The organism is Haladaptatus sp. SPP-AMP-3 (assembly GCF_049568665.1).
Lineage (GTDB): Archaea > Halobacteriota > Halobacteria > Halobacteriales > Haladaptataceae > Haladaptatus > Haladaptatus paucihalophilus.
Map to the genome: position 1 here is coordinate 156,450 of NZ_CP145898.1, position 15,285 is coordinate 171,734.

The window sequence follows — 15,285 nt, forward strand, 5'->3', positions numbered from 1 at the left end:
CCACGGTTCGACGCCTGAAAAACGTCGTGGCGAACGGGACAAAATATCCACGACCGCGAACGGGTCGGGTCGGAGACGTGTCGCCGATAACTGAACTACTATTTCCCGTCGGCCCCTAGGTGTCGTATGGACATCCCTGACGAGAGTCACGCGCGGGCGAGTCAAGCGCTCTCCCGACTCTCCACCCCCCTGCTCGCGCTCGATTCCGACCGGCGGGTCACGTATCTCAACGACCCGGCGCGCGAACTGCTCGGCGTCGGAATCGACGAGCGGCTTCCGGCGGCGCTTCCGACCGCGGTCGGGGAGACGATTCTCGACCACGCCGAGACTGCGATTCGCAACGACCGAACCGAATCGTTTTCCGTCGCCACGGACCCTCGACGCGAGGCGACCGCCCATCCCGACGCGGACGGCGTAACCGTACTGTTCCGTGAGCCGACCCCGGCCGCGACCGAGGACGTCATCGCGGAACTCGACTTGAAGGAGCGAGCCATCAACGAGGCACCGGTCGGCATCACCATCGCGGACGCGGAATCTGGCGACCAACCGCTGTTGTACGTCAACGAAGCGTTCGAGGAACTGACCGGATACGACTTCGACGAAGTGCAGGGACACAACTGCCGGTTCCTCCAAGGCGAGCAATCGGACGCGGATGCCGTCGCCGCGATGCGCGACGCCATCGACGCCGAGGAACCCGTTTCGGTCGAACTGCTGAACTACCGCAAGGACGGCTCCGAGTTCTGGAACCGAGTGGACATCGCGCCGATTCGCGACGAGACGGGGACCGTCACCCACTTCGTGGGGTTCCAGACGGACATCTCGGAGCGAAAGCGCGCCGAGGAGGCCGCGCACCACCGCGCCACCGAACTCGAGCACCTGCTCGAACGAATCGAGGGACTGCTCGGGGACGTCACCAGCGAGGTCGTGGAAGCACCGACCCGCGAAGCCATCGAGGCGGCCGTCTGTACGCAAGTCACGCAGGTCGAACCCTACAACTTCGCGTGGATCGGCGAGCGCGACGTTCGAACCGACGCCGTGGAGGTGCGGACCGTCGCCGGGGAGTGTGACCCCGACCCCGACCATCCCATCGTCACCGAGGCGCTGGAGACCGGCGAGTTACAGGTCGATACCCTCGGAATCGAGGGCTGTGCCGCTGTCGCCGCCGTTCCGATTTCCTATCACGACACCGAATACGGGGTTTTGTCCGTGTGTGCGACGAAAGCCGACGCGTTCGACGAACGCGAACAGGTCGTGCTCCGCTCGCTCGCTCGCTCCATCGGCAGCGCCATCAACGCCCGCGAAACGCGCCGCATCCTCATCGCCGACAGCGTGGTCGAAGCCGAGTTCTCGTTCCGCGGTTCCGACCTCTTTTTCGTCGATATCGCGGACCGCGCCGAAGCCGACATCAGTTACCTCCAATCGACCAATCGGGAGGACGGGTCGGTCGTCTCGTTCTTCTCGGTCCGCGGGGCCGCCCCGGACGACGTGGTCGATATCGTGGACGACCGGGACGACGTGCTCGAGGCGCGACCGGTCGCTGAACAGGACAACGAAACCGTGTTCGAGTTCGTCCTTCCGGCAGGGACGCTCGTTTCCACGATGTCGGACTACGGCGGCAAGACGCAGACTATCACGGCGACGCCCGACGAGTCCCGCGTCCTCGCGGAGTTTCCACAGGACGCCGACGTTCGCGGCCTCATCGAGCGATTGAAGGAGTCGTACTCCGGCACGGAACTGCTCGCCTATCGACACCACGAACGTCCGGCGAAGACCAAACAGGACTTCATCGAGAGCCTGACCGACACCCTCACCGAGCGGCAGTTGACGTCGCTTCAGAAGGCCTACGTCAGCGGCTTTTTCGACTGGCCGCGACCGGTGACGGGTGAGGAACTCGCCGAGTCGATGAACATCTCCCGCTCGACGTTCCACGAACACCTCCGCGCCGCCGAGCGGAAACTGTGCGCCGAGTTCTTCGGCGACGGCTCGCAGTAGGGGGTGACCGATTCCGTTTTTCTCATCCTACGAACTGGCGTATGCACCGCTTACTTCCGCGACAGGCGTCTCATAACAATATAGGCAGTCGTGAACGTCTCTGCTATGCCCGGCGTAATCGGTGGTACTGTCAGCAGTCGAGCGCTCGGTGAGATGTTCGACGTAATGGACGACGAGGAGTGGTACGAGACCGCGGAACGCTCCGTCGGTGACTGTCGAATCGGACTCGTTCATCACGGCGACCGCGACCCGAACGGATGGACGACGTGGCAGGACGGCGCGCGCGTCGGCATGCTTCACGGTGTGGTGTCGAACCGCGCCGAACTGGGCTGTTCGACCGCCGATATCTTCGAACGGGTGCTCGAGGACCCCGACCGAACGCTTCCGAAACTCAGCGGTCCGTTTCTGCTCGTCGCCGCCGACCGCACGACTACCGTCGTCGCGAGCGATAAACTCGGGACGCGGCCGTGTTACTACTCGTCCGTCGATGGGTTCCTGTTCGGCAGTCAACTCTCCTCGCTCGTCACACAGCTCCACGACCCCCGGGTCGATGAGCGGGCGGTGAGCGACATGCTGTTCATGGGCTACGTGTTCGGCCGCAAGACGCTCGTGAGCGACGTTCGGTCGCTCCGCCCCGCGTCGTACCTCCGGTACGAGGACGGTAACGTCGAATCACATCGATACTGGGAACCGGACTTCGGCATCGCTCCGCAGGAGGGGTACGTGGACGAGGCCGTCCGGCGCTACCGCCGAGTGGTCGGCAACGTCGCCGATACTATCGACGGGCGAACGGGTGTGTGGCTCTCCGGCGGACTCGACAGCAGGACGCTCGCCGCCACCTTGAAACGCGAAATCGGTCCCGTCCGAACGTTCACCTACGACAACTCCGCGACGCAGGAGGACCGCGCGGGTGCCGAGCGCGTCGCCGAATCGCTCTCCCTTCCCAACCAGTTCTGTGAGTACTCCGCCGGGGAGTTCGTCGATACCATCGAACGCGGTGTCGACATCATGGACGGGATGTTACAGTGGTCGTTCTTCGTCAATCTCCCGCCCGTCCTGAACGACGTATCGGGCCAGGTGGACGTGCTGTTCGAAGGTAGCAGTCAAGGTGAGTTTTTCGGCGACGTGCTCTATCGGTCGTATCTGACCGGCAAGTCGTCGGTCGATGCGCTGGTCGTCCAGAAAGGACAACTCTCTCCCGCTGACGTTCGAACCCTCCTCTCGTCGGACATCTCCCCCACGCAATCGCTCGGTCGCGTGGTCGAGGAGAGCACGCAACCCCGGCGAGAACATCGTACGCTCGATGCGCTCTGGGAACTGTTCGCTGATTCCCACTTCCGGTCGAATCGACTCTACCGCAGTCAGGCCGGAACTCGCGTCCCCTTCGCCGACGGCGAGTTCATGAATCACGTCGCCCGGATGCCCTACCAACGGTACCGAATCGGGGCGATTCCCGGTACGCGCGGCCGAATCCCGTCGGCCGTCGCGCCGCTCAAACTCGAAGTGGCGCGGCGAATCGGTGGACCGTCCGCCACGGTCCCGTACAATCGGACGAACCGACCGCCGACGTCGCCGTTGGCGCTTCACGCCGCCGGTTTCGTCGCCGATAACGTCAAGAAACGACTCACCGGGCCGGACACCTGTTTGATGGGTCGGTGGTACCGGACCAATGCGACGATGCGGTCGTTCGTCGATGGCCTGTTGGACGACGCCTGTAGCCGCGAGGTCTTCGATTCGAACGCGATTCGGAATCTCCAACACGAACACCTTGACGGACACGCGGACCACTTGAAGCCGATTTCGGCGATCACGACGCTCGAACTTTGGCTCCAAAAACACCTCGACGCCGCCCGTCCCAGTGCGGGTCAGCGCGTCCAGGTGCACGAAGCCAAATAGTATATAAACAATTCAATACACATTGAATCAGAATAGCAACGTTCAATAGTCGCCGATTGAACGATTCGAACGCATGGTACGCGGTGAGACGGTACGTGGCGTCCGGTCGCAGAACTGTCTCAGTGCACCTTTCGTCCCGTCTCTCGTTAGTCGTCTCGCTGCTGTCTCTCGTTTGGTCGTCTCGCGGATTTCGATGGAGACGCGACGACCGCCGTTTTCTGAACTTAATCATCTATACTATTACACTCTATTCTTTTTGATAATTTTTAGGAACTGGGCGCATACCCGAGTAATCTAATAAGCACTGGCCGTTCTAACAGTAACGTATAAGCATTCAGGCTGTGATGCCGACACAGGTTGGTCACGAGTGGCTCAACAAACGGACGACAAATCGACAACCGAAACTCCAAAATCCAAACTTGCAGCTCTGATCCTCCCCGTTCTGGGTGTCTGCTGGTTGGTGTTTATGGCGTTCCCCGGATTTCTCGGCGAGGAGACGACCATCGATTACGCCGCGATGGCGCTCGGTGCCGGATTGATGGTCGCCGGCGCGTTCCGATTCCTCTACTCTCCCTCGGAGACGGACGAATAGCGCCGAAAGAGGGAGGACGCTGTGGCGCGTATTGACGGCGATGACACTCGGCGTATTCCTGCTCGTCGAACTGGGTATCGCCATCGTGTTCCTCTCGGTCGGCATCGCTCTCATCTCCCGCTGCCGGGCGGACGACGAGTGGCAACCCCGCGGCCTCGTGGACATGGAACGCGACGCCGGAATCGACGAAGAGTGGCGTTAATCCCGCCACTGCGAGTGAAGCTCGCTGTGATGTGCCCGCTCGTCGGGGTCGGTGATGACGGAAATCATCCCCCTCCTGTCGAGGGCGTACTGACGGCCGTCGTCGCGCGTGACGAGTGACCGATTTCGTAGCTCCGTCAGAAGGCTTTGAATCTGTTCGACGGACGCCGTTACCGCGGCTGCGATTTCGTGGACGGTCATCGGTCCGTCCGTTGCGAGCGTCTCGACGATATCCCACGTGTGGTCCTCGTTGCACAACGATTCCCGTCGTGCGGCGTCGATTCGTACCGCAACGGGGTCCGCGTTCGCCAACTCCACGAGCGAGGCGGTTTCGGAAACCGAGTCGTTCGAGACGGCGCTCCCGAGTCGCCGTCCTCGCTCCCGAAGCGCCCGTTGGTAGGCCGCTATCGAGCCTTTGTCGTCCGGGCTCTCCCGTCCCTCCGAATCCGTCCCGTTCGCTCCCCACGTCTTCCCCGCCGTCGCGGTTCCGTCGGCGGTTTCGCGACGTTCGTCGGTGGATTCGGCGGATTCGGTGGATTCGACGGTAGATTCGGCTGGTTCGGCGGTGTCCGTTCCGTCGGCGGCGGTCGGCGCATCCGATTCGACCGATTCGAAGTCGTCGTGGTCGTCCCGCTCCTCCGGTCCCCCGATGTCCGCGATATCGCGGTTCCACTCGCCGAACGAGCGGAGTTCCGTTTGCTCGTTCTCCAGTTCTTCGACGCGCTCTCTGAGCTCCCGGATTCGCTCGTTTTTCTCCCGGAGTCGTTCCTCGAACTCCTCGGGGCCGCCGAGGTCGCCGTGAGCGAGGGCGTTCGCCATCTTGCGCGCCGCGTTCGACACGTCCCGCGCCGTCTGCAGTTCGTTTTCCAACTCGGCGATTCGTTCCTGTTTGCGCTCCAGTCGGCTTTCGAGTTCGGCAACGCGGTCGTGTTCTTGTTCCTGTAGTTCCGTTATTCCCTCCAAATCCTCCATCAGCGCGTCGCTGACGGATTTGAGCTCCGGTCGCTCGAAGTCGTCCAACCCCGGCGTCGCGCCCGCGTCGAACGTCCGCTTGCGGTTGAACTGCACGCGCCGAATTCCGCTGTCGGTCCAGTCCGTCTGCACGAAGGCCTCCCCGGCGTTCAGGTTGGGAACCTCCTTGCCGTACTCGCTGCCGACGATTCGGCTGACGACTTTCGTGTCGTTTTCCCACGTCAGGCGATGCCAGACCAGCCAGTTCGCCTGCGTGATGAAGTCCTTTTTCACGTCGGCCGGGCGCTGGCTGATGCCCATGATGCCGAGTCCGTGTTTCCGCCCGCGTTTGCCGACCTTGATGAGCATCTTGCCCGTCTCGCCCATCCCGCCGCCCTCCGGGATGTACTCGTGGCACTCCTCGACCACCAGCAGGAACGGCTTTTTCAGCTTCTTCTCCTTGGCGAACAAGTGGCGCGCCGTCTCGCGGATGAGCGCGTCGGCCTCGTCCTCGTCCAGGTACCCCGACACGTCGATGATGATGGGGACGTTCTGTTCGAGCGCCAGCGACGCGACCTTTTCTGCGTGTTCCGCGCCGACTTGGATGTCACACTCCTCGTCGGCGCCGACGTGGAGGAGTTCGTACTCCTCTTTCAGGCCGTAGTACTCGCCGTCAGCGTCGATGATGGCCACCGGATAACCCGCGTCCAGCAGCTGCTCGACGACGACGGACGCCGTGTTCGACTTCCCGCTCCCCGACTTTCCGGTGACGAACCCGCGTCCTGTCAGGATTTCGACGACCGGAATCGCCACTTCGGTGTCGTCGGCGACGAGATGACCGACCGGCAGTTGTTGTTCGTTGTCCATTCTCTTACATCCCGATTCGACAGAGATTCCTTCAATTTTTGCATCAGGGGTATTTTGCGTCGATGCGGGTCGAAACACCGACGGATGGTCGTGTCTGGTCGCGGCTTTCGATATAAACGTTCGGACGGTTCGAGTTTCGAGTACCGACGGCTCGATGCCGTACCGTCTCTCACTCGTGTCCTATCGTAAACTGTGAAATACTGAATCGTATCCGATTTTACTGAACGACTGCTATTACTACTGAATGCTCTCGTATAGAACTAAAATACACTGAAATACACTAATTTCTACTGAAGCATACTGATAGTCGAACTGGGAGACGAATAGACGGGCGAGGCGGAGCGGCCTACACGCCGCGCCGTAATCGCTTTCCCGCGCGCGGCCGAACGGTCGGCTAGCATGGCGATTCTGGGCAACGCGACGTTCATCGAGGGGTTCCTGACGTGAAACGCATCGCCGTCGTCGGCGGCGGTGTCGCCGGATTTGGCGTCGCGCTCGCCGCCGGTGACGACGCGGACGTGACGGTTTTCGAGCGCACCGAGCGCGTCGGTGGCCGCGCCGCGACGCACGAGCGGGCGGGCTGCGTCTACGACGTCGGCGCGAACTACGTCAAAAGCGACGACGAGCGCGTCTCCCGGGTCGTTCGGGAACTCGGGGACGGCTTGGTCGAAACCGACGGTCCCGTCTGGACGTTCGACGCTGACGGCGAGATTTCCGAAGGGCGCGACGAGGAGACGCCGAAGTGGACGTATCGGGACGGCCTCGGGACGCTCGGAAAGCGGTTGTGCGAGGCGAGCGGCGCGGCGGTTCGGACCGACACCCGAATCGCCGGTCTTCGCCGTGACGACGCGTGGTACGTCGAGGAGGACGACGGCGACGAGTACGGGCCTTGGGACGCGCTCGTGCTCACGCCGCCAGCGCCGATAACGGCGTCCCTCCTCGACCTCGCGGAGTGGGACGACGACCTCCGTCGGGAACTCCGCGAGCACGTCGGTCACATACCCTACCGCCCGATACTCTCCGTCGCGTTGCACTACTCGTTCGACATCGAGCGGCCGTACTACGCGCTGGTGAACGGGGACAAGGAGCACGAAGTCGGATGGGTGGCGCGCGAATCCTGCAAACCGGGACACGTCCCGGACGGCGAGAGTCTGCTCGTCGCGCAGATGGCCCCCGACTGGTCGGCGAACCACTACGATGACGACGATTTCGAAGTCGCCACCGCGGTCGCGGACCAAGTGGCCGACCTCCTCTCCGAACACTCGCTCGCGGCACCGGACTGGTACGACGTGATTCGCTGGCGGGATGCGCTCCCGGACGACGGGGCCGACACGGATGTGCTTCGGCAGGGAGCGGCGGCGGACCTCTTTTTTGCTGGCGATTGGGTGGCTGGGGAGGGACGGGTTCACCGCGCGCTGGCGAGCGGACTCGAAACGGGCGACGAGGTTCGTGATTGACGGGCTTACCCCGCCCAGTTGTCGTGCTCCCGAATCGACGTGGCTTTGTCGTGGTACTCCTCGTAGAGCGATTCCGCCCACGACCGGACTTGGGGGGAATCGGTGTCGGCGAAGACACGGAGGACGCCGGTTTCGTCGTAGCCGCCGACGCCCACGCGGTCGTCGAAGATGGCCAATCCGAATGGCAACTCGTCGTAGATGAACAGGTCGAGTTGCCCGCTCTCGATGGCTGCCTCGGTCGCATCGTGGTGGTCGTCGAGGATTTGGTCGATAACCGGGGGGAGATAGATGATTTCGGTTCGCATGCCGTCGAGGATGCTGTCGCGGATTTCGTCCACGTACATCGGCGCGATAGTGGTCGTATCGAACCCGCGGAGCGTCCCGGAGTCGCGTAACAGAGAGATGAAACGGCGGACCGGCCGGTACGGGTCGCCCGCCTCCTGGACCGTGATGGTCGCGTCGGCGAGCAGTTCGACGTCGATGTCGGTTCGGTCGAGGGACGGCAACAGCGCCCCTAACTTCTCCGCGGCGGTAACCGTGTCCTGTAAGTGTTCGACTTCCCGAGCCACGATTCGCCCCAAGGGGGTGAGTTCGTACGTGCCACCGACGCGACGGATGAGCGTTTTATCTGCCAGCTCCCGGACGATTCGATGTGTCGTGGTCCGTGACACGTCGATCTCGTCCTGTAGCTCCGAACGCGTCAGCGACCGGCCAGCCAACGCGTGCAACGTATCCGCCCGCTTGACAGCGGTGACGACGATTTCCGAGTTCCCACTGTCACTCATCGACTGTCACATGGCCCTTCTCCGGTATAGTGTTTCACTCTGCGAACCGCGTTTCGCGTTCCGGGACGGTTCCGTAACGCGGCAGTATTCCGCTCAGTAATTATATCATTCCTGGATTCCATTTTCGTTCATGGCTGTCGAACCAAAAACGACGACCGACGTTACCGAATCGGCCGGTTCGAGTTCCGGAACGGGACTCGACGAAAACATCGCCGGAGCGCTGGCGTATCTGTTTAGTCCGCTGACTGGAATCCTGTTTTTCCTCCTCGAAGGGGAAAACGAGTTCGTCAGGTTCCACGCGGCACAGAGCATCGTCTTCGGCGTCGGCCTGTTCGCGGTGTACGTCGGGATGACCGTCTTCCAGATGATGTTGCTCCTCGTTCCGCGTCTCGGCGGGTTGCTCTCCCTGTTGTTCTCGTTGGCGTATTTCGTCGTCGGCTTCGCCGCCTTCCTGACGTGGCTCTTCCTGCTGTACAAGGCGTACTCGAACGAGCGCTTTGCCCTCCCCGTGTTCGGCAAACTCGCGGCCCGACTCGTGTAACATGCGACGGATAGCACTTCTCGTCGTCGTCGCGGTCGTCGTCTCCGCTGGATGTTCCGGCGTTTCGAACCAACTCGACGACTCCGCCCCGGACGGGTCGTCGGGTGGCGACGGCACGGCGGGAACGACCGCGGACGACGCGTTCCTCCCGTTCGCGTTCGAGCGCCCCGGGACATACACCTACGAAACCTACGAGAAGGACGCCGGGACCGGGACGATAGTCTGGGACGTCCAGTCGGTCGATGGCGAGAACATCACCATGCGCAGTTCGTTCACGCACGACGGGAAGACCGAAGAACGGACTGCCACGTTCACGCGAGAGGAGGCGCTGGTGCAGGTCGCGTTCCTGCCGGGCGGTGAATACGCCAGCATGACCATGTTCTCGCCGTCGATGAACGGCGTGTACGGCAACGACTTCCGCGTCGGCAACACCTGGACGGTCCCGTCCTCGAAAGGGACGATGACGTACGAGATAACGGGGACGAAGACGTTCGCCGGTATCGAGTGCTACAACTCGGAGATCAGGGTCAACGGCTCGGTTTTCACCGACGCCTGCTATTCGCCCGACCACGGCACCGCGATGTACGGCGTCATCTACGACGAGGACGGAACGAAGGTCCGAGAGATGGAACTGGTGGACTACGAGCGAAACTAACCCCTCTTTACGGTCTCTCCACCTTCGCTTCACGTTCGTATCGCTGAACGCCACCAGAAGAGCGATAATCCCCCGGTGCACACACCGTTTCTCGAAGGACTCGAAGAAGGTAAACCATGAATTCCTCCCGTCATCGAACAGTCGTGGTGTTGACTGCCTTGCTTCTCGTCGCGACCGTCCCCCTCGGGTTCGTCGTCTCGGCGAGTGCGGGCGAGCCGATGCACCACACGATACCAGCACAGTCGGAGTCGAACGCACCGACGCTCGATTCGCCGGTTCCCGTCGGTCCCCACGGCCGACCCACGCTGCAAAGCGTCTTCGCGGCGACGGAGTACGCCGATATCGACGAGGCACCCGGTTCGACCACCGTTCGGAGCTACAGCCGATACGACGCGTCGAATCCCCTCGAAAACGCGACCCGAGCGAAAATATACGACGCCATCGCAGAGGAACCCGGACTCTCCCTCTCGGCGCTGAGCGAACGGACCGAAATCCCCCGCTCGACGGTTCGATACCACGTTCGAATCCTCCAAGAGGAGGGCTTGGTCGAGACGACCACGGTCCGCGGGAAACGTCGCGTGCATCCCGCCGGGGACGAGAACCCCGAGCTAGCCGCCTCGCTCTCGGATGATTCGACGGCGACCCTGCTCGAAACGGTGGCCCGCGACGGTCCCGCGAGCGTCTCCGACCTCGCGGACGCGCTCGACCGAACGCCGGGGACCGTCTCGTATCACTTGGAGCGCCTCGCCGACGACGGCCTCGTCGAGCGGGAACGTGCTGGGAACGCGGTCGTCACGACGCTCGCCGACGGCGTTGCGGCCGCCATGGATACCGGGAACGCCATCGACGCCGACTGAATCGGTTTTGACGGACTGGTCAAAACCTCCTTTTAACTGCCGTGACTGGTCGTAGGTGCGGACGGATGCGGGGCACCCGAGAAACGAGACAACCTGACACGCGGACCGTGCCGTCTCCGAGTGACGTGCGTCACTCCCAACCCAGAGACGTTCCCTGCACCGCGCCGCGACAGCAGTACCCTGACAACCGACTGTCATTCCCGTGGTGAAACGACGGGTGTGCGGGCGACGCGCCCGACGCTCGTCCCCGTGCTTCGGCCTTCCCAACCCCTACCCAGACTGCCGTCTCCGTGTCCACGCACCGAGCGCGTCGTTTCCCACGGTATTTCACTTTCACTCTACTCCGGTGAGCTTTTTGTCCCTCTCGTTCGAAACGCGATGCATGAGGCTGATGCGACGGTTCGGCGTGGCCGAAAAACCGGACCGTCCGTACGAGTGCAAGCGGTGTGAAACGGCGTTCTCGGTACAGTATCAAGTGTGTCCCGAGTGCGGCAGTTACTCCGTCGAGCGAGACGAGTGGGGCTGACGAACGACCAGTTCGTCGCCCGCTTCTACGTCGTCGGCCACGCCCCTCGAAAACTCGAACACGGCATCCCCCGTTCCGCGGGCCGTCCCCGTCCATTTGGGCAACCGGGCGACGCGCGTCACCCGTCCGCCCGTCGTCCAGACCACATCGAGCGCGAGCGGTGTCAGTACCGTCGACGCCCGATGGTCGCCGACCAAATCGAACTCGAACACCAGCGCGTGGTCGCCGGACGCGGCGAGTCGAACCAGTCCGCGGACCCGCGAACCGAGGCCGGTGACGTATTCGCCCCGTGAAACGAGTCGCCGCTCCGACCCGTTCCGTCGATGAACGACGTGCACGGATGCCGTTCTCGCCGAGTCGATGTCACGTTTTCTGTCCACCATAGCCGTGGCCGAGAAACAGCGTACAGACGTGCAAGGCGAGCAACCCGACGAATATCGGGAGGACGTTTCCACGTACCCCGTTGAAAAGGAGGGGGAGGTAGACCAGCGGAAGCGATACCGACAACCAGAAGCTGACGAGTTGAACGGGTGCGGTGACGAACTGATGACTGAACGAGGTGAGTGTTTCGACCAACGACATGAAGGATTTTACACCCCTCAGTGTGAATACTATTGATCGGATAATCGCGTCTAACCGGTGGTTAAGTGCTCGGTGGGTGCGGGTGCGAATCCATCAACCCCGGCGAAACCGAACCCCACCCGTCCCGTCCCGCCCCGATTCTGTCCGTCTCCGGCATCACTCAATTCGTTTCGAAACCGGTGGTTGTGGACCGTAAGACAACCGATTTTTGCGAACCGCGGTCGCGTCTTGCCTTTCTTCCGCTGCGGCGTATGACTGAGATTCGGAATCGTCTGACAATGATTTATGATTTCGCGGGGTGTACGTGAGACACAGAGTCCCGTGCCCCACGGGAGGATGTTCCAATGCCCAACTCAGGACAACACATGCACCCCGCGGAAACGGCCCCCGCAACGTATCGCACGTGCCACGACTGGACCGACTCGAAACAGCTCAGTACGACCGTCATGACGGCCATCGCCGAGGCGATGGACGCCGACCCGACCGAAATCGGTCCGCTGTACGACCGGTTCGACCCCGACGCGCTGGACGGGTTGTTCTCCCCGCGCAGCGACGGGGTTCCGCGAACCGGCGGCCGCGTCGGGTTCACCTTCGAGGAGTATCACGTTTTCATCCGGAGCGACGGACACATTTCGGTCCATCCGCTGCCCGACGGCGGCGACGTCTTCGGCGCCCCCGATGTCATCAACGCCTCCGACGCCCCCTGACGCCAGCGAAGGGACGTAGATTTTTGTCGCTCCCGCTCCCACGGGACGGTAATGCGATGATTCAGTTACCGATACGGCGGTGTCCGTCCTGTGGCTATCTCGGCCCGGTCGGACGCTTCGTCGACGACGAATCGAACGTGACGTGTCCCCGATGCGGCAACGAACTCGGGGGAATCTACGACCCTCGACTGGCATGAGCGACACGAAACTCGACGACGCGATAGCGGAATATCTCATCAGCATCGAGGCGGGCAACTACCGCGCCAACGCCGGGTCCGCGCTGAAGGGATGGGAGAACTGGCTGGCCCGCGAGCGCGACGTCACCCGCCTCGACTCCGTGGACGTCATCGACTGCCGCCGCTACGCGCGCCATCTCAAGCGACAGGTGCGCGACGGCGAGGTAAAATCGTCCACGGCACACACCTACTACGCCTACGTCCGGGCGTTTCTCGGCTTCTGTGAGGCGGACGAACTCATCTCCCGAAACCCGGCCGCCGTCTCGCGCGCGACGGCCGAACTGCCGGAGGACACCGCCGACGCCGACCGACAGTTCTGGTCGGCCCGCGACCGCAACGCGATACTCTCGTTCATGGACCGCCGCGTCGAGGAGGCGCTGGACGGCGAGGCCGACGTCTCGCGCGAACGCGCCTACCGCGACCGCGCGCTCGTCCGACTGCTCGCGCTGACCGGCGTCCGCGGCGCGGAGGTGTTCCGCGACCCGGCGGACGACAAGCGGAGCGGCATCGCGTGGGACGACGTGGACATCGAGGGCGGTTCGGTTCGCGTCTTCGGCAAATCGCGCGAGTACGAGTACGCCCAACTGCCGCGGAAGGCGGCGGACGCGCTGGAGCGCTATCGTCGGGTGTACGACCCACCGACACCACGGTTTCCGGTGTTCCCGACCGACCACGCACCCTCTAAGTACCGGGTCGCGCGGGAGGCTTTGGGCGAGGAGTTTTCGGAATCGCGCGTCGAGAAAATACTCGACGAAAACGACATCGACGACGTGATACGCGACCACGAAATCGTCCTCCCCGCGATATCCACCCGCGGCGCGCGCAACCTGATGAAACGCCTCTGTGATTCGGCCGGACTCGACATCGACGGCGAGTACCTGAAACCGCATGGCGCGCGGCGCGGACTGGGCCACCAGTTGTACAGCGAAGGACACGCCGAACTGGCCCAGTCTGCGCTCCGCCACGCCTCTATCACGACGACCCACGAGAGCTACTCGAACATCCGCGCCAGCGAGACGGCTGAACGCGTGGACGACGTGCTTGACGGAAGTTGACTCGCGCGTTGGCGTCTCCCCGGTATCGCGTTTTCTCGACCCTTTTCGACGGGTGTACCAGAACCCCTTTTCTCGCCGACTCGCTAGTGTCGAACGATGAGCGAATCGACGCGAGGAATCCCCCGGCGCGAGTTCATGAAAGCGGCCGTCGCCATCGGCGGGTCGGCGGCGCTGTCGGCCTGTCTCGACCGGGGCGGGATGCCGGACGTATCGAAGGGACCGTCCGACCTCTCGACGCTCCCGGAGCGACAGCACGCGTGGAATCGGTTTCTCGCCACGGACGACCACGGCAACAACGTGGCCGCCCGTCACAAAATCCTGCTCTTCTTGAACTACCGGGGCGACGGCACGCCGACCGACGCCGACCGTGAGACGGTCGAGCAGTCGCTTCGGAGCCTCGAACGCGCTTACAAGCGCGGCCACGACGGGTTGTTGTTCTCCATCGGCTACTCGCCGTCGTACTTCGAACGGTTCGGTGCGACGGACGTGCTCCCGAAACCCAAGGCGCTCGCGTCGTTCGAGGACCCGAAACTGGACGAACAGGACGCCGTGGTGCAACTCGAAAGCGACCATCCACAGCTCGTCCTCGCGGCCGAGGAGGCGCTCCTCGGAAACCGCGACGAACTGAACGGCGTGGACGCGAGCGGCGTCACGGACGTGTTCGAGAAGGCGGACCGACGGACCGGATTCGTCGGCGACGGCCTCCCCGCCGACCATCAGGACGTGAACGGGATTCCCGACTCGAACCCCGTCCCGGAAGACGCGCCGCTCTACATGGGGTTCAAGTCCGGCTTCAAGAAGAATCAGGCGAGCGAGGACCGAATCACGATTCGGGACGGACCGTTCGCGGGCGGGACCACCCAACACATCTCCAACATCGAACTGCACCTGGACCAGTGGTACGAACAGGACAGCCGCGACCAGCGCGTCGGCAAGATGTTCTGTCCGGTACACGCCGAGAAGGGAAAAGTCGAGGGCGTCGGGAACAACCTCGGCGATTCGAGCGAGATGACGGACGAGTGTATTGACCACGTGGAAGACCACGCCCGTGAGCGCGGCATGGTCGGCCACTCCCAGAAGGCCGCCGGAGCGCGAAAGGACGACTCGCCGGTCATCCTCCGACGGGACTTCGACTCGACGGACGGCGGCAAAGCGGGCCTCCACTTCGTCGCCTTCCAGCGCACCATCGAGGACTTCGAATCGACGCGCACCGCCATGAACGGCGACGACCTCGCCGGGAACTCCTCCGTGGGTCAACGGCTGAACAACGGCATCCTCCAGTACATGACCGTGACTCGACGCGGAAACTTCCTCGTCCCGCCGCGCTCGCTTCGCTCGCTCCCGACGCCGAACCCGAAATAACCGCATCGGGCGACTCGGGTGGC

At 63.0% G+C, this 15,285-nt stretch carries 17 protein-coding genes; 13 read left to right on the plus strand and 4 right to left on the minus strand.

The window, feature by feature from the left end:
• Positions 1–126 precede the first annotated feature (126 nt).
• From V5735_RS17385 to V5735_RS17400, 4 genes are all read left to right on the plus strand, one after another.
• Positions 127–1,992 (plus strand): bacterio-opsin activator domain-containing protein, encoded by a 1,866-nt coding sequence (locus V5735_RS17385; RefSeq protein WP_423746364.1) that lies wholly within the window; start codon positions 127–129, stop codon positions 1,990–1,992.
• Positions 1,993–2,097: 105 nt separating this feature from the next.
• The gene (locus V5735_RS17390; protein ID WP_423746365.1) at positions 2,098–3,888 is read left to right on the plus strand and encodes an asparagine synthase-related protein; all 1,791 of its coding nucleotides are present in this window, start codon (positions 2,098–2,100) and stop codon (positions 3,886–3,888) included.
• Between the two features lie 466 nt (positions 3,889–4,354).
• Entirely contained in the window at positions 4,355–4,480 is a 126-nt protein-coding gene (locus tag V5735_RS17395) for a hypothetical protein (RefSeq protein WP_423746366.1), read from the plus strand.
• 40 nt (positions 4,481–4,520) lie between these two features.
• Complete coding sequence (locus V5735_RS17400; protein WP_007980666.1) at positions 4,521–4,682, plus strand: hypothetical protein; 162 nt, start codon at positions 4,521–4,523, stop codon at positions 4,680–4,682.
• Here V5735_RS17400 and V5735_RS17405 read toward each other — a convergent pair.
• Positions 4,679–6,499, minus strand: coding sequence for a helicase HerA domain-containing protein (locus tag V5735_RS17405; RefSeq protein WP_423746367.1), 1,821 nt, complete (start codon positions 6,497–6,499; stop codon positions 4,679–4,681). The genes V5735_RS17400 and V5735_RS17405 overlap by 4 nt on opposite strands.
• A 443-nt stretch (positions 6,500–6,942) precedes the next feature.
• Between V5735_RS17405 and V5735_RS17410 the strand changes: the two genes are divergently transcribed.
• A complete protein-coding gene (locus V5735_RS17410; RefSeq protein ID WP_423746368.1) occupies positions 6,943–7,956 on the plus strand; it encodes an NAD(P)/FAD-dependent oxidoreductase in 1,014 nt (337 codons plus the stop codon).
• A 5-nt stretch (positions 7,957–7,961) separates the two neighbouring features.
• Here the strand turns inward: V5735_RS17410 and V5735_RS17415 are convergent, their stop codons facing one another.
• The gene (locus V5735_RS17415; protein WP_423746369.1) at positions 7,962–8,741 is read right to left on the minus strand and encodes a helix-turn-helix transcriptional regulator; all 780 of its coding nucleotides are present in this window, start codon (positions 8,739–8,741) and stop codon (positions 7,962–7,964) included.
• Positions 8,742–8,871: 130 nt separating this feature from the next.
• Between V5735_RS17415 and V5735_RS17420 the strand changes: the two genes are divergently transcribed.
• The 4 genes from V5735_RS17420 (at position 8,872) to V5735_RS17435 (ending at position 11,320) form a co-directional block, all read left to right on the plus strand.
• Positions 8,872–9,282 carry a DUF4870 domain-containing protein gene (locus V5735_RS17420; protein WP_423746370.1) on the plus strand — a complete coding sequence of 137 codons (411 nt, stop codon included), beginning with the start codon at positions 8,872–8,874 and terminating at the stop codon, positions 9,280–9,282.
• A gap of 1 nt (position 9,283) precedes the next feature.
• Positions 9,284–9,937, plus strand: a complete 654-nt coding sequence (locus V5735_RS17425; protein WP_423746371.1) for a hypothetical protein — start codon at positions 9,284–9,286, stop codon at positions 9,935–9,937.
• A 116-nt stretch (positions 9,938–10,053) separates the two neighbouring features.
• Entirely contained in the window at positions 10,054–10,794 is a 741-nt protein-coding gene (locus tag V5735_RS17430) for a winged helix-turn-helix transcriptional regulator (protein ID WP_423746372.1), read from the plus strand.
• 382 nt (positions 10,795–11,176) lie between these two features.
• Complete coding sequence (locus tag V5735_RS17435; protein WP_423746373.1) at positions 11,177–11,320, plus strand: hypothetical protein; 144 nt, start codon at positions 11,177–11,179, stop codon at positions 11,318–11,320.
• Here V5735_RS17435 and V5735_RS17440 read toward each other — a convergent pair.
• Together V5735_RS17440 and V5735_RS17445 are read right to left on the minus strand one after the other, a co-directional pair.
• A complete protein-coding gene (locus V5735_RS17440; RefSeq protein ID WP_423746374.1) occupies positions 11,290–11,658 on the minus strand; it encodes a hypothetical protein in 369 nt (122 codons plus the stop codon). The two genes, V5735_RS17435 and V5735_RS17440, sit on opposite strands and share 31 nt — an antisense overlap.
• 25 nt (positions 11,659–11,683) lie before the next feature.
• On the minus strand, positions 11,684–11,902 hold the full coding sequence (locus tag V5735_RS17445) for a hypothetical protein (protein ID WP_423746375.1): 219 nt from the start codon (positions 11,900–11,902) through the stop codon (positions 11,684–11,686).
• A gap of 344 nt (positions 11,903–12,246) precedes the next feature.
• Here V5735_RS17445 and V5735_RS17450 point away from each other — a divergent pair, with 344 nt between their 5' ends.
• The 4 genes from V5735_RS17450 (at position 12,247) to V5735_RS17465 (ending at position 15,262) form a co-directional block, all read left to right on the plus strand.
• Positions 12,247–12,609: a HalOD1 output domain-containing protein gene (locus V5735_RS17450; RefSeq protein WP_423746376.1), complete on the plus strand. Its 363-nt coding sequence runs from the start codon at positions 12,247–12,249 to the stop codon at positions 12,607–12,609.
• Between the two features lie 56 nt (positions 12,610–12,665).
• Positions 12,666–12,806: a hypothetical protein gene (locus V5735_RS17455; RefSeq protein ID WP_018129072.1), complete on the plus strand. Its 141-nt coding sequence runs from the start codon at positions 12,666–12,668 to the stop codon at positions 12,804–12,806.
• Positions 12,803–13,900: a tyrosine-type recombinase/integrase gene (locus V5735_RS17460; RefSeq protein ID WP_423746377.1), complete on the plus strand. Its 1,098-nt coding sequence runs from the start codon at positions 12,803–12,805 to the stop codon at positions 13,898–13,900. The genes V5735_RS17455 and V5735_RS17460 overlap by 4 nt, the downstream gene beginning before the upstream one ends.
• A 96-nt stretch (positions 13,901–13,996) precedes the next feature.
• Positions 13,997–15,262 (plus strand): DUF7405 family protein, encoded by a 1,266-nt coding sequence (locus V5735_RS17465; protein WP_423746378.1) that lies wholly within the window; start codon positions 13,997–13,999, stop codon positions 15,260–15,262.
• Positions 15,263–15,285: the final 23 nt, after the last annotated feature.